This is a genomic window from Paenibacillus amylolyticus, from assembly GCF_047302515.1.
In the GTDB taxonomy this organism is placed as follows: Bacteria; Bacillota; Bacilli; order Paenibacillales; family Paenibacillaceae; genus Paenibacillus; species Paenibacillus amylolyticus_G.
Genome location: NZ_CP168019.1, coordinates 854,995 through 874,463, shown reverse-complemented (window position 1 = coordinate 874,463; position 19,469 = coordinate 854,995). Strand labels below are relative to the sequence as shown.

General features: G+C 46.6%; 14 protein-coding genes. 8 read left to right on the top strand and 6 right to left on the bottom strand.

Features of this window, described 5'->3' with window-relative positions:
* The first annotated feature begins 2 nt into the window (after window positions 1-2).
* Complete coding sequence (locus tag ACDJ59_RS03835; protein WP_413407734.1) at window positions 3-797, top strand: ankyrin repeat domain-containing protein; 795 nt, start codon at window positions 3-5, stop codon at window positions 795-797.
* A 158-nt stretch (window positions 798-955) separates the two neighbouring features.
* Here the strand turns inward: ACDJ59_RS03835 and ACDJ59_RS03830 are convergent, their stop codons facing one another.
* Both ACDJ59_RS03830 and ACDJ59_RS03825 read right to left on the bottom strand, forming a co-directional pair.
* The gene (locus ACDJ59_RS03830) at window positions 956-1,993 is read right to left on the bottom strand and encodes an NAD(P)/FAD-dependent oxidoreductase (protein ID WP_413407733.1); all 1,038 of its coding nucleotides are present in this window, start codon (window positions 1,991-1,993) and stop codon (window positions 956-958) included.
* 16 nt (window positions 1,994-2,009) lie between these two features.
* Window positions 2,010-2,402: a winged helix-turn-helix transcriptional regulator gene (locus ACDJ59_RS03825; protein ID WP_413407732.1), complete on the bottom strand. Its 393-nt coding sequence runs from the start codon at window positions 2,400-2,402 to the stop codon at window positions 2,010-2,012.
* Window positions 2,403-2,542: 140 nt separating this feature from the next.
* On the opposite strand from ACDJ59_RS03825, the gene ACDJ59_RS03820 reads away from it, so the two are divergent.
* Window positions 2,543-2,896, top strand: coding sequence for a DoxX family protein (locus ACDJ59_RS03820; RefSeq protein ID WP_338706683.1), 354 nt, complete (start codon window positions 2,543-2,545; stop codon window positions 2,894-2,896).
* Window positions 2,897-3,123: 227 nt separating this feature from the next.
* Here ACDJ59_RS03820 and ACDJ59_RS03815 read toward each other — a convergent pair whose 3' ends face one another.
* A complete protein-coding gene (locus ACDJ59_RS03815) occupies window positions 3,124-4,053 on the bottom strand; it encodes a DUF5050 domain-containing protein (RefSeq protein WP_413407731.1) in 930 nt (309 codons plus the stop codon).
* 214 nt (window positions 4,054-4,267) lie between these two features.
* Here ACDJ59_RS03815 and ACDJ59_RS03810 point away from each other — a divergent pair, with 214 nt between their 5' ends.
* Window positions 4,268-6,229 carry an AraC family transcriptional regulator gene (locus tag ACDJ59_RS03810; RefSeq protein WP_413407730.1) on the top strand — a complete coding sequence of 654 codons (1,962 nt, stop codon included), beginning with the start codon at window positions 4,268-4,270 and terminating at the stop codon, window positions 6,227-6,229.
* Between the two features lie 180 nt (window positions 6,230-6,409).
* On the opposite strand, the gene ACDJ59_RS03805 is transcribed toward ACDJ59_RS03810, so the two are convergent.
* Both ACDJ59_RS03805 and ACDJ59_RS03800 read right to left on the bottom strand, forming a co-directional pair.
* Entirely contained in the window at window positions 6,410-8,194 is a 1,785-nt protein-coding gene (locus ACDJ59_RS03805) for an exosporium glycoprotein BclB-related protein (RefSeq protein WP_413407729.1), read from the bottom strand.
* Between the two features lie 34 nt (window positions 8,195-8,228).
* The gene (locus ACDJ59_RS03800) at window positions 8,229-8,588 is read right to left on the bottom strand and encodes a hypothetical protein (RefSeq protein ID WP_413407728.1); all 360 of its coding nucleotides are present in this window, start codon (window positions 8,586-8,588) and stop codon (window positions 8,229-8,231) included.
* A gap of 903 nt (window positions 8,589-9,491) precedes the next feature.
* Between ACDJ59_RS03800 and ACDJ59_RS03795 the strand changes: the two genes are divergently transcribed.
* From ACDJ59_RS03795 to ACDJ59_RS03785, 3 genes are all read left to right on the top strand, one after another.
* The gene (locus ACDJ59_RS03795; RefSeq protein ID WP_413407727.1) at window positions 9,492-11,426 is read left to right on the top strand and encodes a carbohydrate-binding protein; all 1,935 of its coding nucleotides are present in this window, start codon (window positions 9,492-9,494) and stop codon (window positions 11,424-11,426) included.
* 33 nt (window positions 11,427-11,459) lie between these two features.
* Window positions 11,460-13,523 (top strand): family 43 glycosylhydrolase, encoded by a 2,064-nt coding sequence (locus tag ACDJ59_RS03790; protein ID WP_413407726.1) that lies wholly within the window; start codon window positions 11,460-11,462, stop codon window positions 13,521-13,523.
* A gap of 245 nt (window positions 13,524-13,768) precedes the next feature.
* Window positions 13,769-14,488, top strand: coding sequence for an SDR family oxidoreductase (locus tag ACDJ59_RS03785; RefSeq protein ID WP_133385708.1), 720 nt, complete (start codon window positions 13,769-13,771; stop codon window positions 14,486-14,488).
* A gap of 76 nt (window positions 14,489-14,564) precedes the next feature.
* Here ACDJ59_RS03785 and ACDJ59_RS03780 read toward each other — a convergent pair whose 3' ends face one another.
* Complete coding sequence (locus ACDJ59_RS03780; protein ID WP_413407725.1) at window positions 14,565-15,593, bottom strand: hypothetical protein; 1,029 nt, start codon at window positions 15,591-15,593, stop codon at window positions 14,565-14,567.
* Between the two features lie 256 nt (window positions 15,594-15,849).
* Here ACDJ59_RS03780 and ACDJ59_RS03775 point away from each other — a divergent pair, with 256 nt between their 5' ends.
* Both ACDJ59_RS03775 and ACDJ59_RS03770 read left to right on the top strand, forming a co-directional pair.
* Window positions 15,850-17,928, top strand: coding sequence for a methyl-accepting chemotaxis protein (locus ACDJ59_RS03775; RefSeq protein ID WP_413407724.1), 2,079 nt, complete (start codon window positions 15,850-15,852; stop codon window positions 17,926-17,928).
* A 94-nt stretch (window positions 17,929-18,022) separates the two neighbouring features.
* On the top strand, window positions 18,023-19,195 hold the full coding sequence (locus ACDJ59_RS03770) for an aminotransferase class I/II-fold pyridoxal phosphate-dependent enzyme (protein ID WP_413407723.1): 1,173 nt from the start codon (window positions 18,023-18,025) through the stop codon (window positions 19,193-19,195).
* Window positions 19,196-19,469 lie beyond the last annotated feature (274 nt).

The window sequence follows — 19,469 nt, the reverse complement described above, 5'->3', positions numbered from 1 at the left end:
GCATGGAATTTATTCACGAAGATGAAAAACTTGCAGTGAGCGTTATTCAAGCCATTCACACTGGAGATATTCCCACGTTAGAGCAACTGCTGGCAGAGAATCCGGGATTGGCAAACATAAGAATATTGGATAGAAAGCCTGACAACGTAGATGCAGACTCTAATATCTCTCGAACGCTGCTGCACGTGGTGACGGATTGGCCGGGGCACTTCCCTAATGGAGCGGATACCGTGAGAGTATTGACCAAGTTCGGTGCGGAAGTAAACGCTCCTTTTGTCGGTCCAAACATCGAGACACCTTTGCATTGGGCTGCAAGCTCCAATGATGTTCAAGTGCTTGATGCCCTTCTTGATGCTGGCGCAGACATTGAAACGCCTGGCGCGGTGATCGCCGGTGGCACGCCGCTGGATGATGCTATTGCTTTTGCACAATGGGATGCAGCACGGCGCTTGGTTGAGCGCGGCGCGATCTTTGCCCTTTGGCATGCGGCCGCCCTTGGAGATATTCACGCTATACAAGAACATTTTAAAGGGGCCCAACTCCCGGAACGTTATCCTTGGGGAACAAGCACCTCCCCTTCTCCTCCCAATTCAGTAACCGTTGCCTTCTGGTGTGCTTGCCATGGAGGTCAAAGAGAAACAGCCGAATACCTGCTTGACCAAGGCGCCGAACTGAACTGGATAGCCAGCTGGGATGGAATGACTCCACTGGACACAGCAAAACGTAATTTTTCATCCGAACTGATCCCGTGGCTTGAAAGTCAAGGTGCCAAATCCGCTAGCGAGATTCACAGGTAGATGAATAGCTAGCATGGAATTGCCAATCGCCAGCGGCTGCGAATACAGTTATGAGGAGAATCCGATGGCTACTGGGGAAGTGTAGAAGACTCCAACAAATATACACAACGAAAAGTACATCGCCACCTGAGCGATGTACTTTTCGTTGTGTGGTGATTCTAAAACCGTGAGAGGCGACAAGGGTCTAATTCATTTCTTGATTTGCCATCAATAATTTCACTTGCAGCCAGATTCGCAATCAGCGGCGCCAGCGTAATTGCAGAATGCATTAGCGTCAGATAAAGTCCATTCATGTGATCATGGAAGCCCACAATCGGATAACCGTCTTCAGGCATGGGTCTCCATCCAACTTTTATGCTCTCCAGTTCCAGTTGATTACCGTGCTTGAGACTGCGACGCAATGTGTCGTAAGCTCGCTTACCGACCGCCTGTGGTCCATTTGCCTCCGACTCGTCGATATAGTCTTCCGCAGCCAGCAGCGTATAATCTGTCAGTTGACGCGCTTCAAATTGCGCATTGGAGATTAATGTGTGTATCAGTTTATTAGCAGTTTTCATCCGAATCAGAATCGAAGGTGACGAAGTTACCGGCACGTGACAACCTAACGGGTTACAAAGTTCGGGTGTACCTGTTCCTGCGGCCAATACCACAACATCCGACTCCACAAAACCCTTGGATGTATGAACACCAACCAGACGGGAACCCTCTTGCTTCAGCTGTGTAACGTTGGTGTCGAACTGAATCTTTGCTCCGTACTCTTGCGCTTTGCTCAACAACAGCTCCGTTACCGCTATAGGGTCCACCGCACCTTCTTCGCTGACAAACATGGCTTCATCCGGATATTCCTTCAGATTGGGCTCCAATGCCTCAAGCTGCTCCTGGTTTAATTTTTGAAAGTGTTGCTCCCTTAGAGGCGGAATGTCCCAAGTTAGCGCGCCATGCCAATGAATTTCCAGTTCGGACAACTCTTGCTGAAGAATGTGATATTCTTCCACTGCTGCATCGTACAAATGCCAGTATTCAGGAGCCACTCTATGCGTCGTATGTATCCAGGCAAATGACTTTTCCGTGACTTCACGCGCCGCGGCTGAGTGCCGTTCAATAACAGTTACATCTTGATTTCGTTTGGCTAGATGATAGGCCATACACGCCCCAACAATCCCTGCACCAATGATCACAATTTTTTGTTTATTCAAAACTAACTCTCCCTTGTCACCCTATCCCCCCCAAGGAATCGATTTTCCGTGGTTCGGATGGGTGTGCTCCTTTTTCGTCTTCTTGGCTATACAGCTTCTCCATATGCTGCATATGGCCGGCTCCCCAGTCGCTCATTGTCTGGAGCACAGGTTTCATGAGCTGTCCGTACTCCGTAATCGAGTATTCGACCTTAGGCGGAATTTGGGCGTATACTTCGCGATGCACAATATCGTGATACTCCAGTTCTTTTAACTGCTGGGTCAGCATCTTTTTCGAAATATCTGGAATGGCTTTTTGTAATTCGCTGAACCGCATTGTACCGTTGCTCAGCAGGCGTAGAAGAATCAAAGATTTCCATTTACCCGTAAGGATATCCAAGGCCGTTCCGAATTTGCAATATACCGTCATTCTTATTCCTCACTTTCTGACCATACCCGGGTATACTTTTGGTTACCTGGTTAGGTTTAAGTGCCTACTTCCAGATTGGGCCTTCTCACTTTAGTATAGAGGCAGATATTAAAATCGAGCAAGTGAGGGGATAAGAAAAGATGAATGTAACGTTATGGATCGTACAACTTATATTGGCGCTAGGTTTCATATATTCAGGATGGATGAAAACCATTCGTATCGAGTCGTCAAAAAAGACCTGGGCCTGGGTCAATGATGTGCCAAAAAGTCTAGTTATTTGGATCGGTATCGCGGAGCTACTAGGAGCGCTGGGCCTTGTTTTGCCTTGGGCACTGAACATCACTCCGGTGCTTACGCCGATCGCCGCAATCGCTTTGGCTACGGTCACCCTGTTCGGGATGCTGTTTCATATTCGGCGTAAAGAGTACCGGGAGCTCGGCGTGAATATCTTTTTTATAGTTCTGGCATTGATCATAGCCTTTGGAAGACTGTAAACATCGCACTAAGTAAACCTTCGTGGTCCGCTATGGCTCAGACGTCTCGGCTTGCCCTAACGGATGTGATCACACTGGAAGATGCGGGTCACACAAATATGAAGTTGTATTCCGAAAGTTGGAGCGACTAGATCAATATAAGGAGAATCCAGTGCTACCGGGAAAACATATTGAAAAGTGACAAAAAGCCCGCCAGGAAGGCGGGCGAATATGACCAGATTTATTATTCACTTTCCATCAAGTCCAATTTTATACACATCTCCTTTTGGAAAGGTTAGGAATGCAAGACTGTTTCCAACTTGTCCTAAGAAGCGGTCATAATAATCTATAGAAGCAAATTTATTCTTCTTACCTGTATAGCGATTATAAACATAAATAATACTTCTAGTATTGCCTACTTTGTCTATCGTATTTTTTCGGTAATAGAACTTATTATTCAAGTATGCTAAAGGATGAATATAACCATCTGATGCAAATGTCTTTTTTCTGGCTCCATCCAACTCTGCAAAGACACCTCTGGAACTATAGCCTCCATCTATCATCTCAGAAAAAAACAACACATTACCATAAAATTTGTATACTGACACACCTTTTGAGGATAATAATTTAGTTGCGGTACCATCTTTTTTCATACGATAAAACAAATCTGTATGCCGCTCCGTATAGTATACATACTCTTTATTAATCTCAAAATTATAAAAAGGAGATACAGGCAAAATAATCTGTTTCTTCGTACCATCTGTCTTCATTGAGCCATAAGACAAATCATCGTACAAATTACCGTTGTATTCACTTTTCACAAAGTAAATCGTATCTCCAGCAACATCAAAACTTGCAAAATTATCATCTTGGGATACGTAAGCGAATGCCGAACCATCTGTTTTAATCTTAGCGATAGAATAATGATCTTCTTCGTCCTCTACTAAAAAATAAATCCAATTCCCAATAATTTTTTGCTGTGAAGCTTGCTTATTATAAATAGATTTCGTTGTGCTTTTTTTGCCTGTAAACGTAGTATAATTAATACCCACCATTCTTCCGTTGTCGTTATAACCCTCCCATATTAAAGAATTTCCAGAAGTTCCTGCACCATATGCAGGTACCACTCCAAATAACATGATCATACTTAATAGTGCTATTAACAATCTTTTTCCCATCTTGGCTCTCCCTAAAATATGTATTTTTATACATCTATTATTATAGATCGTTTTTTACCTGCAACACAATTCATTTAGACTTCGGAATATGTATATCGCATTGCAGCGGCTGTATTTCAGTTTTTTTTGCAAGTAGCCACTAATATTATTATATAATAACCTCACCACATAAAAGGCTGGCTTCAACAGCTCATGGAAGGAAGACAACTCTCTATTGAAAGCAACCTTGAATGTACAAGAACACATACTCATCTGGAATTGTGCATCGCTCAAAATCATGGATGTACGACATATTGTCATACAGGCCGACGAGTGCGTACGTCCTTACCTGTTCCCTGCCAGCGCCTTTTTGTACGTAACGAATGGCAATGCAACCGTGATCTTAGACGGAAATGAGCATGCTACCAAACCATTTTATATGCTTCATGGGGGCAAAAACACCCGTCTGGACATCATCCCAACGAACGAATCCTTTCATTATTACCTGATTTTCTACAAAGCCTCCTTACCGCTACCTGGCAAGCAGCATACACTTCAACAACCGGATCAACCATTGCCATTCCATCTCCAGTACGGTTTTATTCCATATCATCCTGCCATCCTCTACGAAATCACTGAGCGAATGCTGGGCGAGTGGAATAGACCGGGACGCTTGGAGCGACTCCATACCAAAACACTATTCTATCAATTTGTATATGAATTGCTCAGACAAATGGATCAACAGCAGGTCAGCATTGTTAGGCCTAACCTTGCTTCTCAGCTTATTCGCTATATGCAGGAGCACTACGCCCAGCCGCTGACCCGGGAAACCCTCGCTCGTACATTCCATTACAGCGTCCCTTATCTGTCCAAGTACTTCCGACGTGAAACTGGCGCAAGTCTAATCGATTACTTAATCGGTATTAGGATGAACAAAGCAGTGACGCTGCTGCAAAAGACCGAGTTATCTCTGCAAAAAGTCGCTGTAAGCGTCGGATATGCTGATGTATCCTATTTTATAAGAATGTTCAAAAAGCATACAGGAGTCACACCAAAGCAATTCAAGGATGAGTCCGGACAAGTGATAAGAGGTTCTTATCGTCCTATCCTTAGGCTTCCATCATCCATTGCTCCGCGTAAACTCCGTCGTTATATTGATATCAGAGATGATAATCATTATCAACATAGCGAAAAAGGAGATTTACGGATGTATAGAAGCAAACTACCTGTAGGAATTACCCTACTGTTGTGCCTAACTCTATTGGTTAGCGCATGTTCCAGGCCAGCAAACACGAATGGAAGCACTGGCAGTACGCAAAATCCCACTGTAGGTGCAGAGAGTAATATCAGTAACACCACAACCGGCAGCTCGGAGATGGTAACCTATTCTGCGGTTAACGGTGAAGTACAAATCCCCAAAAAACCTCAAAGTGTCGTAATGGTTGCAGGAGCCTTTACCGGTCATTTGCTAGCTCTTGGCCTTAAGCCTGTTGGAACTGGTGATGAGTCCTTTAACAGTTATACAGAAGGAAAGCTCCATGACGTTGTCAACATCGGTAACGATGTACCCTACGAGAAAATCATGGAGTTGCAGCCGGATTTAATTGTCGTTTGGAATGACCCTGAAACGATCGAAAAGCTGACCAAAATTGCGCCGACCGTCGCTGTTGAATATGGAGTACCTCTGCGGCAGCAATTGATGGATTTTGGCAAGATGACTGGTAGAGAAGAGCAAGCGAAGGCCTGGATCGCAGAGTGGGACGCTAAAATCGCTGAATATAAACCACTCGTGGAGCAAGCGGTAGGTGATCGCACTGTTTCGATTTTTGATACGGGAAGTGCCAAAGAATTTTATGCCTACGGGAGCTTTGGTAGAGGTGGAGATATTATTTATGGCGAGTTCGGCCTGAAGGCACCGCCGATCATTCAGAAGGAAGCCATCGATAGCGGTAAAGGTTGGGCCAAGTTATCACTTGAATTGTTACCACAATACGCAGGAGATTATATCTTTATTAGTGGATGGACAGGTGATGAGAGTGGGGATTCCGTTTTTGAAGGTCCTATCTGGGATAACCTCCCTGCTGTCCAGAATAATCACGTTTATCGCGAGGAAAGCCGTGGCTTCGTATTTAGTGACCCAATTTCGTTGGAAGCCCAACTTAAATTTGTCGTAGACAGCCTAACCAAAACAGAGTGAAATTGAGTAGGCCGCAGTATGTACGAGGCGAGGAGCAATCCTCGTCTTTTTATGTTTTTGTATAGTCCTTATCTTTCATTTGAAGAGAGTTTGAAAACAAAAGCACACACATAAACAGGGACCTCTCACCCTGTTGGCAAGAGTCCCTGTCTTTAAACTTGTTATATAGCCCATTTTCCGTTAAGTGATGGTAAGGCCGCCACTTGCATATCCCGCTACCGTTGTAGCCACATCAATTCCGGCTGTTACTGATGCTGAGAATACCATAAGCAGGCGGTCACCGGCAGATACCGGAATACTCAGTCCTGTAGTCACCCCGCTGGATATTGTGCCCAGTGCCAAAATGCCGGTCAGTGGAGGAGCTAAGGTTACCAATGCACCCGGTACAGCTGTAAAGGAGTTATTAGGTGTAGTGGATCGGAATAATTGTGCAGTTAAGGTTACTGTAGATCCAACCAAACTAAGTCCGGCTGTTGTGCTGAAATAAGCGGCCAGTGAAGTAATCGTTCCCGCACGCGATGCTGAGAAAGCAAAGTTAAGCAATGTGCCTGCAGCGCCTGTGAGATCAATAATTCCTCCGTTAACACTTACTCCGGTAGAACTGTTGCCAAAACCAACTAAACTGGAAGTATTCAAAAGTCCACCCAAAACTGTAGTCAACACAACGGGAAGTCCTGATGCATAAGGAATAATTGTTCCAGAACCACTCGCACCCGTAGCCCCGGTTGTACCTGTTGCTCCGGTTACTCCTGTTGTACCTGATGCGCCTGTTGCTCCCGTTACACCCGTTGTACCTGTTGTACCTGTCGCCCCTGTTACTCCAGTTGTACCTGCTGTGCCTGTTGCTCCTGTTGCTCCTGTTACACCCGTTGTACCTGATGCGCCTGTCGCTCCGGTTACACCCGTTGTACCTGCTGTGCCTGTTGCTCCCGTTACTCCGGTTGTACCTGATGTGCCTGTTGCTCCCGTTACACCGGTTGTACCTGCTGTGCCTGTTGCTCCGGTTACACCCGTTGTACCTGCTGTGCCTGTCGCTCCGGTTACACCCGTTGTACCTGATGCGCCTGTCGCACCTGTTACACCCGTTGTACCTGCTGTGCCTGTCGCTCCGGTTACACCGGTTGTACCTGCCGTGCCTGTTGCTCCGGTTACTCCCGTTGTACCTGCTGTGCCTGTCGCTCCGGTTACACCTGTTGTACCTGCCGTGCCTGTTGCTCCGGTTACTCCCGTTGTACCTGCTGTGCCTGTCGCTCCAGTTACACCCGTTGTACCTGCTGTGCCTGTCGCTCCGGTTACACCGGTTGTACCTGCCGTGCCTGTTGCTCCGGTTACACCGGTTGTACCTGCCGTGCCTGTTGCTCCGGTTACTCCCGTTGTACCTGCTGTGCCTGTCGCTCCGGTTACACCGGTTGTACCTGCCGTGCCTGTTGCTCCGGTTACTCCCGTTGTACCTGCTGTGCCTGTCGCTCCAGTTACACCCGTTGTACCTGTTGCTCCTGTTGTTCCCGCTGTGCCTTGTGCGCCTGTTGCACCTGTCACTCCAGCTGTCCCTGGTGTGCCTGTCGCCCCCGTAGCCCCGGTTGCGCCTGTAGCTCCGTTGATGCTTGGGGTTTCACCCAGCAATTCGGAAGAAACCAAACGATGGGCTGTTACCAAAGCACCTGTGCTGCTCTTACCCCATACGGATACTTGCACAGGATCATTAACCGTCGCTGTTGTTGTAAAAGTAAACTCGAAGGCATCAAGATTCGCAAAATAGTTGTTGGTTATTACTTGATTGGGTGCGATGTCAAAAGACTCACTGACATACAAGACCCTCATTCCACCACTCATGTAATACCCTTGTATTTGTATGGTTGAGGTACTCACATCACTACGGTTATCAATTCTGACAGTAACTGTCTGAGTCGGTCTTACACCGCTAACAGCATTATTTTCTATTGGCCCTGTTGATAAAAAGCTCATCGCTACATCTCCTCTTTTAGGGATTTCTGATCTGCTAGATGTTATTAACTGTTTTTTCATGCTCTACCACTCGGTGTGCATCAACCAATTGTCCAGAGGCTTGTTTGCCCCACACTGAAATTTCTACCTCCTCCACGCCTTCCACATCTGTTCCAAAAACAAACTCAAAAGCATCTAAATCTGCAAAATAATTTCTGGTCACTGCTTCATTAGGGGCAATACTGATTACTTCACTCACATACAGCGTTCTTGTTGTGCTTAGCACATACCCCTGAATGGATACTGTTACAGAATCCACCTCAGCCCGACTTGCCAATCTAATCGTTACCTGTTGGGTCGGTCTAACCCCGGAAACCGGATTGTTTTCAATCGGCCCAGTTGAAAAGATAGCCATTTTTCCCATCCCACCTTTATGAACCTCTGACTCTAGCAGTATTTGGCATAAGCTCACTCGATAGTAATATTCAAACACTCAATCAACGGTGTGGACAAAACACAGGGGGCACCCCACCATTATCACTTAACAACCTTCTACGCTCAGGGCTTTAGCTATACAAAAACTGGGATATGTAAAACAAAGAAAAGAAATTATGCAATGTCAAAGTTGGTCAGCAAGTAAGAGTAGATTTTGTTATATAACCAGGATCGATTCCAGAAAAAAACGAAATGACCGTTCACCCGGTAGATTCCAGGGAAACGGTCACAGCTTAAGACGTCTTTTTCTCGTATCTAATTGTTGGCCGGGTAAAGCTATGCTTGAAAGTGTAGTTTTATAGAATACGAGATAGTATTTTTACCATCAAGCCCAATGTTAAACACAAAGTATAATCATTTTCTTCATCCTCTACTAAAAAATAGAAAAAGATTGTATTATCTTAAAATTGTGATATGATATCGTCAAGTTAATAAACATTTAAAAGAAAATATGAAAAATAATTACATTTAAATGTGACTAAACCTCTTTCTTCGCCAAATTTCAGTGTTCTAACCCATTTTATTGAAAGCGATTACAAAAAGAAACCTGACAGATTATAGCTTTTCTAATCGCACCCACAGATGCAGGCTTACTTCGGGCTATAGCCACTCCCCTTGCTGCCGTGACCACGTACCCGGTGCACAGGTTGTCTGGCTTAAACCATATATGACAACATAAAGACTTATCCTAACAGCCAACCTAACCATTATTTCAAGAAGGGGGTGACATGAGGAAAATCTTTTCGTTTTTTCGACATTTCATCATCTCAGTTATTCTGAATTTCAGCTCACCAACTAATCCAATCCTATGGAGGCGAAACGTATGATTCGTAAACCGCTAGTTTTGTTGTTGTCGTGTCTGCTAATCTTTGTCACCCTGCCCGTTGAATCGAGCCATGCAGCCAATGCAGCCGTTGCCAAACTTCCTGGAAACTCTAATCCCCTCATCGATCATAAACTGGGAGCCGATCCTTATGTGCTCGTCCATAACAATCGGGTCTATGTCTACATGACAGGTGATGCATATCTGTACAACAGTGACGGCTCTGTCCGAGAGAACCAGTACAGCACGATTGGGAAAATTAACGTCATCTCCTCAGCTGACATGGTGAACTGGACAGACCATGGTTCCATCCCGGTAGCGGGTGCGAATAATGCCAATAATGGACAAGGAATTGCCAAATGGGCTACTCAGTCCTGGGCTCCTGCCATGGCGAAGAAAACCATTGCTGGCAAAGAAAAGTTTTTCCTGTACTTTGCCAACTCGGGTGGAGGTATTGGCGTACTCACGGCTGATTCCCCCATTGGACCGTGGTCCGACCCAATTGGACGTGCCCTCCTGACACATGGAACACCGGGTATGTCCGGTGTAACCTGGCTCTTTGATCCGGCTGTACTTGTCGATGATGATGGCTCTGCTTACTTGTATGCTGGAGGCGGCATCCCGAACGATACCAATGCTGCTTCCATTGCCAATCCCAAAACAGCTCGGGTCATTCGTCTCGGTGCCGACATGACCAGTGTGGTGGGCAGTGCTGTGACTATTGATTCTCCTTATATGTTCGAAGATTCTGGCATCCACAAGTATAACGGCAAATATTATTACTCCTACTGCATCAACTTCGCGGGAACACACCCCACTGCATATCCAAAAGGTGAGATCGGATACATGGTCAGCGACAGCCCGATGGGGCCTTTCACGTATAAAGGACACTTTCTGAAAAATCCCGGCACGTTCTTCGGTGTAGGCGGCAATAACCACCATGCCGTGTTCCAATTCAACAACGAATGGTATGTGGCGTACCATGCGCAAACGGTAAGCAAGGCATTCCTCGGTGATGGTAAAGGGTACCGTTCCACACATATCAACAAACTGACACATAATGCGGATGGAACAATCCAGGAGGTTCAGGGAAATATGACAGGTGTACCTCAGATCACTAACCTCAACCCGTATGTCCGGGTGGAAGCCGAAACCATTGGCTGGCAAGCAGGAATTAACACTGAACCGAGTCAAGCAAGCGGTGGACCTGTAGCCAATCAGAATGTCACTAATATTCATAACGGGGATTGGATCGCGGTCGGCAATGTTGATTTTGGCTCAGCTGGAGCCTCCAAGTTCAAGGCTAATGTCGCTTCTACCGGAAATGGCAACATCGAGGTACGACTGGACAGTCCGACAGGTCCTCTGGCTGGAACACTTAATGTAAGCTCAACCGGCGGTTCGCAAACTTGGCGCGAGATGGAGACGAATGTAACCAACGCAACGGGTGTACATCGTTTGTATCTGGTGTTTACAGGCTCGGGCAATGGAAACCTGTTCAAACTGGACTACTGGCAGTTCACATCCGGTTCGGGCGGCAACCCTAACCCAAATCCTAATCCCAATCCAAACGTTACCCGTTACGAAGCCGAGAATATGACGCTTGGCGGTCAATACGCTGGCGTAGTCAGTTCCCCTTTTAATGGAGTTGCTCTTTACGGGAACAATGATTATGCAGCATACAATCAATATTTTGCATTCCCAACCCATCAATTCTCTGTCCGCGGCGCTTCCAACAACAATAATACAGCCCGTGTTGATCTGGTCATCGGGGGTGTAACCGCTGGTTCTTTCTACTTCACGGGAACGGAGCCGACCGTTCAAACCCTCACCGGCATCACTCACGCTATAGGCAATCAGGAAATCAAGCTGGTCGTAACAACGGATAATGGCACTTGGGATGCTTACATTGATTATCTGGAGTACTCGCTTTAATTCATAGGACATGATCAATTGGGAGGATAGAATATGTGGAAAAAAATCAGTGCTCTTCTACTCGCTCTTCCTTTGCTTATAACATCATTCCCTTTGACAAGTCCGGCAGCTTCAGCCGCAACGTTCAGCAATCCGGTTATTTACGCGGATGTTCCTGACAGTGACGTCATTCGGGTGGGCAATGCATTTTATATGACAAGCACAACGATGCATATGAATCCGGGAGTCCCGGTCATGAAGTCTTATGATCTGGTCAACTGGAGCATCGTAAACTATGTATACGATACGCTTGGGAACGGGGACATACAGAATCTGAACAATGGACAAAACGAGTATGGGCGTGGTTCCTGGGCGAGCAGCTTGCGGTACAACAACGGTATATATTATGTGGCCTTTGGCTCGCTTTCCACGGGCAAGACGTATATTTACCAAACCAGCAATATTGAAACAGGGCCATGGACACCTTACACATTGAACAGTTATTACCATGACCCCTCCCTTTTGTTTGACGGGAATCGAACCTTTCTTGTTCATGGCAGTGATAACATCAGTATCGTTGAGCTGACACCTGATGCCAAGGCCGTTAAATCCGGCGGGCTTAATCAGGTCCTGATTCCAAACGCAAGCAGTGTTGCCGGCTCCAACATGATTGTAAAGGCAGAAGGAGCACACATTCAGAAGATCAATGGCATGTACTATGTATTCCTGATTGCCTGGCCTTCGGGTGATGGTCGCATTCAGCTTGCCTATCGTGCAAACACATTAACAGGTCCATACACAGGTAAAGTTGTACTCAGAGACTCGGGAATCGCCCAAGGAGGCATCGTGGATACCGCATCCGGCGCTTGGTACGGCTTGCTGTTTCGTGATAGCGGGGCCATTGGACGCATCCCCTATCTCGTTCCTGTGACGTGGTCGGATAACTGGCCTGTGTTTGGGGTGAACGGCAAGGTCCCCCTTAACATGAATATGCCCGTTGAAGGTCAGCCTGCTGCCAAAATCTACGGGTCCGATGAGTTCAACACAACCACATCAGGCACACCTTCAGTAACGCAACTGTTAGTGAACGGCGGCTTTGAGGAAAGTAACATTCAGCCGTGGACCAGCAACAATACGGCAACCATCAACTTAACGAATGCCGAAGCGTTCAGCGGTACAAAAAGCCTGCTCGTCAGCGGCAGACAGCAGACAGCAGGCGGAGCCAAACAGATGGTTACAGGCAAGCTGGTACCAGGAGGAACATACTCTTTTTCGGCAAAGATCAAATACACTACTGGTCCTGCATCCAAAACGTTCAATCTTAGCATCCAGAACGGTGCAAGTTATACCGGAATTACCATTATGGGCAGTGCGACGTTAACACGCGGACAGTGGGGTACCATTCAAGGAACGTATACCGTTCCGTCGAATGCAGACCTGTCCCAAAGCTTTATTTTTGTGGAAACACCGTATAACTCGAATCCGGACCCGACCAATGATTTGATGGCGTTTTATGTAGATGACGTCTCCCTGACGAGCAATTCATCCTCCGGTACATCCAGTCTCGCTACTTTCTGGCAGTGGAATCATAACCCTGATGCTGCCAACTGGTCCCTGCTCCAGCGGCCCGGTTTCATGCGGTTAACCGCAGGCAAAATCAGCAAAAACCTGTTAGAAGCCCGCAACACGCTGACACAACGAACCTTTGGTCCAAAAAGCACAGGGATGACCGCTTTGGATACAGCAGGCATGAAGGATGGTGATTATGCTGGACTCGCTGCTTTTCAGTCCAAATATGGTTTTGTCGGCGTAAAAATGACGGGCAGCACCAAATCCATCGTTATGGCTAATGCCAGTTCCGGCACCATGACTGAAGTAGCAACTGTGCCATTCAACCAGAACAGAATCTATCTCCGCGTCATCTGTGATTTTACGAACCAAACCGACAAAGCATACTTTGCTTATAGCCTGAATGGCAGCAATTGGACAACCATTGGCAATACACTTCAAATGTCTTACACCCTGCCACACTTTATGGGATACCGGTTTGCACTATTCAATTATGCAACGAAGTCTACCGGAGGATATGCAGATTTCGATTATTTCCGCGTAGAATAGATGTAGTTTTATTCGGTTATTAATTTTTCACTTATTGATCAGGACCTGGACTTCACTATGTGTGGAGCCAGGTCTTTTTCAGTATATTTCTTATGAAGAGCTTCGCCTTTTAACTTCAAAAATCCCGGAACTTGATAAGGATGAAGTATACCTCATGTAAACTTCATGTTCCATATATCACCTCTATAGTAAGATATAGATTAATGTAGATATTATTAATTTCTAATCGATAAGGAGGGGTTTATTTGAAGAATATAATTGTCTTTGGTGCAAGCAAAGGATTAGGCGATGCATTTGTCAGAGGTGTGCCACAATCCGGTGATAAGGTCTGGGTGGTCTCTCGCAGCAAGCCGGAAAGTCTGTCCGTGGAGGATGGCGTCGAGCGAATATGGATTCAGGCTGATCTTTCCGAGCTTCAGGCCGCAGAGCAAGTTGCCAGCCAACTTCAAGGCGAGACGTTGGATGTGCTTATTTATAACGTGGGGATCTGGGAAAAGGAAGGATTTGAAGAGCACTACACGTTTGATAAGGATGAACCCGCAGATATCAGTCAGCTGATCCATGTGAATGTGACTTCTACAATTGTATGTATACAGGCTTTACTGCCTCAGCTCCGCCAGTCTGAAGCAGGCAAGATTATCCTGATTGGTTCAACAGCCGGTTTGAGCAATGCAGGCAGCAGCCAGGTTTCTTTTGTCGCCTCCAAATTTGCCATACGAGGTATTACGGAAGCTCTAAGAGAACATACGAGGAATGACCGCATCGCGGTGACATGCATCAACCCGGGAGAACTGGCGGCAGAAATTCCGTATGAAGACGGAATGGAACGTGCACTCGCCGAGTATGACGGGACCCGTATTCCCCTACAGGATATGGTCGCCATCGTTCGATGTATTATCAGCTTGTCCAAAGCGGCCTGCGTGAAAGAGATCAACATACCCGCATTAACGGATACAAACACCTAGATAACAAGACATCTGCCCGCCTCAATCGGTCCGTTCACCTGAGTTCGTTCTGTATATATGCTGGACAAAAGCCCGTTTACATTAACACTTGCGACAAGTGTGCAATACCTATGGAATTCATGCGTTCATGCTCAGGGATATTTTCATATAACAAATGGGATTTTCCGGCCTTGTCCAGGTGATCACGCATAGCTGCAATCCGTCCTTTATTAACATCAATAAAACGAAAATCAATTTGGCGCAAATGCTCCAGCCCGGTTAGCCTAGCAAACGAATCCGCCTTGAGTGCCGTATTTATCTCTTTCAGTTCAATGGACTCCAAAGCACGGGCTGTCCATAGACATTCGGTATCCCGCAACGATTTCATATAGTCCAATTCGAGCTGTCTGAGAGAGGTCATATGGGAAAAGTCGCATAACTGCTCCAGCTTGGGCAAGGACAGATGCAGATATTCCAGCCCGCGCATCTGTTCGAGTCCCTGAATACTCGTCAGCTTGCGAACAGAGCTTAGCTTCAACATCGAGATGGTCGACTGTGTCAATACATCCAGTCCCCCTTTTAACTCACATTGATCCAGTGACAGATACTGAAGCATAGGCAATTCTGCTAACACATCAACACTTTCGACCGTGCAGTTCAGAATGAGCGTATGCAGTTGGAGACATGCCGCAATGGAGTCAAATCCGTTGAATTTGCCACGCAGTTCAAGAAAGGTCAATTTTCTGTAGTGTTCAATAAAATCGAGCCGGGTTGCCTTTGCAGGGGAATTCAATCTTAGAAACTGCATCTGCTCCATCGCACCCAGAATCGTCAAATCCTGTGCCTGCGAAAGATCAAGCTGCAAGGCAGACACATGTTTCAACTGTGCCAGTCGCCCCAAAAATCCGGATGAATATACCCCTTTAGGGTCCATATGTGATATGTGTAGGATCAGATCCGGCCGGGCAAAGAATACTTTGGCATCGAGCTCGGCAAGGTCCTCGTATGTATCCGCGCCAACGCGAAAATGAACCGTTGCTCTGCGGCGCAACAGATGCACCGCCTGGTGCATCTTTTCGGCATTCCATGGAACCCCCTGTATTGAAGCATGCCATAACTCACTCACAGATAATCCCCCTTTTCCATCCATAGTTCCAATTCATTCCATTATAAACAAGTTCGTCTGGATGAACCACTACCGATCCCCGTTTTTCATTCCTTTCCTCTTTTTTCATCCCTCCCCTTTCATCCTTCTCATACTCATGCCTTTCCTTTCCGTTGCTTTCAGGATTATTCGACAGAAATCTACATAAAACTATAGATCATACCGACATATAACTTAGGCGTTTTGAGCTTTTTATTAATCATCTGGGAGATGGAATATGTCGAACATGTTGAACAAGTGGGGGAAAACGGGAGCACGGACATCCAGTATGGCAAATACGTTGTCCATTGTGCTGCTGGTCATTATCGTAGTTGTCTTTGCCGTGCTGGGAACATTTATGTTTGCAAGCACACGAAACATTCTGGTGAAACAGCAGGAATCCATGCTCCAGACCAAGACAGAAGCCATTGTTAGTGAATTTGATGCATTATTCAAGGAAAAAGGTGCACTGGTCAAGCAAATGTCCACTAATACATTATTTCAGCAATACATAGAAACAACAGCATCTGCTGCGGATGCGGCAAGTTCTACCTACGCTGCGCAAACGCAGGCGACACTCGCCGCTATCGTTAAGGCAGAGCCTTCGTTTGCAGATGCCTGGGTCGCGGGTCTGGATGGAAAAGGCTTTTGGATTCAAAATGATGGTGTCGTATCTGCACCGGACTTTGATATCCAGTCGCGTCCATACTACAAGCCGGTTACCGACGAAGACGGACTTTATTTCTCCGATCCGTACATTGATATTGCAGCAGGCGATGTACTCATGGGTATCTTTTATCCAATCAAAGACGAAAACAACACCACGATCGGCTTTGCCGCAGCGGATATTGCATTCAAGGATATTCCGGCGATTATGGAGAGTTATTCCCTTGGAAGCACGGGCTATTCCATGTTGCTATCCAAGAGCGGGGAAATTCTGTACCATCCGGATCAAGAGAAGGTATTGAAGGAGAACATCCTGAACAGTACGGGGGACATGGGAGACATCGGCAAGAAAATGCTTGCGGGTGAAAACGGCGTACAGCTTATGAACGACAATGGGGAACGTCGATATATCGGCTACGCTACCAGCAAAGATACGGGATGGTCCGTTGGTCTGACCATATCCGAAGAAGAAGTTCTCGCGGAATTAAAAACATTCACGTGGATTACGCTTGGCGGTTTTGCTGCAGCCACCCTTCTGCTTGTGATTATCTGTTACATTACCCTTCGCCGTCTGTTACGCTCCATACCACAGCTGCTGGCCAAGATTAAACAGATTGAACAAGGTGACCTGACTGTCAAAGTGGATATCAAATCTAATAATGAAATTGGACAGATCGCCACAGGCTTGAATTCCATGGTACAGAAAATTCAGGCCATGTTGCAAATGGTCGGCAGCTCGGCGCAAATCCTGAACCAGTCGTCGAATGATCTGCAGGCCATCTCCTCACGAACGGCTGTGACAATGAATGACACATCAACAGCCATCAACGAGATTGCCAATGCAACGAATTATCAGTCCATCGAAACGGAAAATATTTTACGCAAAACAGGCTCATTATCCAGCCAAATTGATGAAATTGCTACCGATGCGCAGGCTATGGGAACGGTCGTGCAGACATCTGCTGATCAAAGCAGCCAAGGACTTGCGGTCGTGGAACAATTATCGAAATGGTCCGAGGAAAACCATCAGTCCACCCAAGCAATGTCCTCTATTATCCAGGAGATTGACCTGAGTCGGAATGAAATATCCAGTTTTGTGGATACAGTCAAACAGATTGCCTCTCAAACGAACCTGCTCGCCCTGAATGCCTCCATCGAGGCTGCACGTGCTGGCGAACATGGAAGAGGATTTGCCGTCGTTGCCGAAGAGGTCCGCAAACTTGCAGAACAGACGGCTCAGGCAACAGAGGAAATCAACAAAAAGGTGAATGTTATTGAAGAGAAAACAACCCTGTCCGTTGAACATACCATGCGCGGTATGAAGATTGCGGAGGAGAATGCCAAATCTGTAGAAGATACCAAACATGTATTCTTCAGTATTAACAAAGACCTGAAAGATCTGCAGCAACGTATGATGCAGATTACCACTAATACCGCCAATGTACACAAACACAAAGATGAGATATTCCAGGCACTGGAGATTATCTCATCCACCACAGAGGAGAACTCGGCATCGACGGAAGAAGTAAGCGCCAGCACGCAGGATCAGCTGGATAGTATCGAACAGGTAGCGGATCTGTCGAAACAGTTGAACCAGCTATCTGGCAAACTGCAAGACGAACTAAGCCAGTTTAAAGTAAAGTCATCATGATCCGCGAGCTTTCCCCTGCTCTTCTCTTTTAGTCGCTGTCCATTTATTATTAATGAATATGCGTACGAAGAGGATTGGAGGCTGAATCATCATCATGAACTTTGCCAAACGAATGGATCATTTCAACGAAGGAATTTTCACCCGGTTGCTGGAGATCAAACGCCGCAGACTGGAGAACGGGCAGCCCGTTATTGATCTGAGTGTGGGTACGCCGAATATCCCACCTGCGCAGCATATTATAACTGCACTATGCGAGGCCGCTGCAGATCCGGCTAATTATATATATGCTGTGAATGATCAGAGTGAGTTGCTGCAAGCTACAAGCGATTGGTACAAGCAGCGCTATCAGGTCGAGTTAGACCCGGCAACACAGATCTGTTCCTTACTCGGTTCACAGGAAGGGCTGGCACATATATCCCTCTCCATTGTCGATGAAGGTGATCTGGTGCTCGTCCCTGACCCCTGCTATCCCGTCTTCGCAGATGGACCGTTACTGGCAGGTGCAGAACTGTATTATATGCCGCAAAAAGAAGAAAACGGGTATGTTATTCAGCTTCAGGATATACCGGAAGATATTGCTCATCGAGCAAAATTCATGCTGGTCTCCTATCCTAACAATCCGACAACCGCGATGGCACCGGATCAGTTCTATCTTGACCTGATTGCCTTTGCCAAGAAGTATGATATTATCGTGCTCCACGATAACGCGTACAGCGAGCTCGTGTTTGACGAAAAATCTTGTGGAAGCTTCCTCGCGTTTCCTGGCGCCATGGGCGTCGGCGTGGAGTTCAATTCCTTATCCAAAACCTATGGCCTGGCCGGAGCTCGAATCGGCTTCTGTGTGGGCAATGCAACCATGGTCTCCATGCTGAAAAAGCTGAAATCCAATATGGATTACGGGATGTTCCTACCGATCCAAAAAGCAGCAATTGCCGCCATTACCGGTGATCAATCCGAGGTTGAACGGGTCAGAGCAATCTATGAACAGCGCAGAGACATCCTCTGTGAGGGCTTCAGCAGTCTGGGCTGGCCGATTGCCAAACCTGAGGCAACGATGTTCGTCTGGAGCCGGATTCCGGCGCACTACGACAGCTCGGAGCAATTTGCCATGGATCTGGTTACACATGCAGGAGTCATCGCAACGCCAGGCAGTGCCTTTGGTCCTTCAGGCGAAGGTTACGTTCGATTCGCGCTTGTTCAGGATAATGAAATATTGCAACAAGCGGTACAATCCGTCGATGACAGCGGGATTCTGAAATCCAGCTAACAGGAGTACGATTCGAATGTGCTCAAGCAAATATCCCCTCAAGGTCCACAGAGAGTAAGAGTTTCACGTTTGATAACGTGGTCTCTACTTCTTGAGACCCGAGGGGATTTTGTCATTTGGTGCGGGAGTAGACATTCATTGGGTGAGGTTATCTGTGGGTACCACGTCAGGTCCAATGATCCAATACATATGCAACCGGGTTTAAATAGGAACATAAGATCATGGCTGGAGGGCATACCGTGACAGCAAAAAGCCTGCTCGGGGAGCAGGCTTC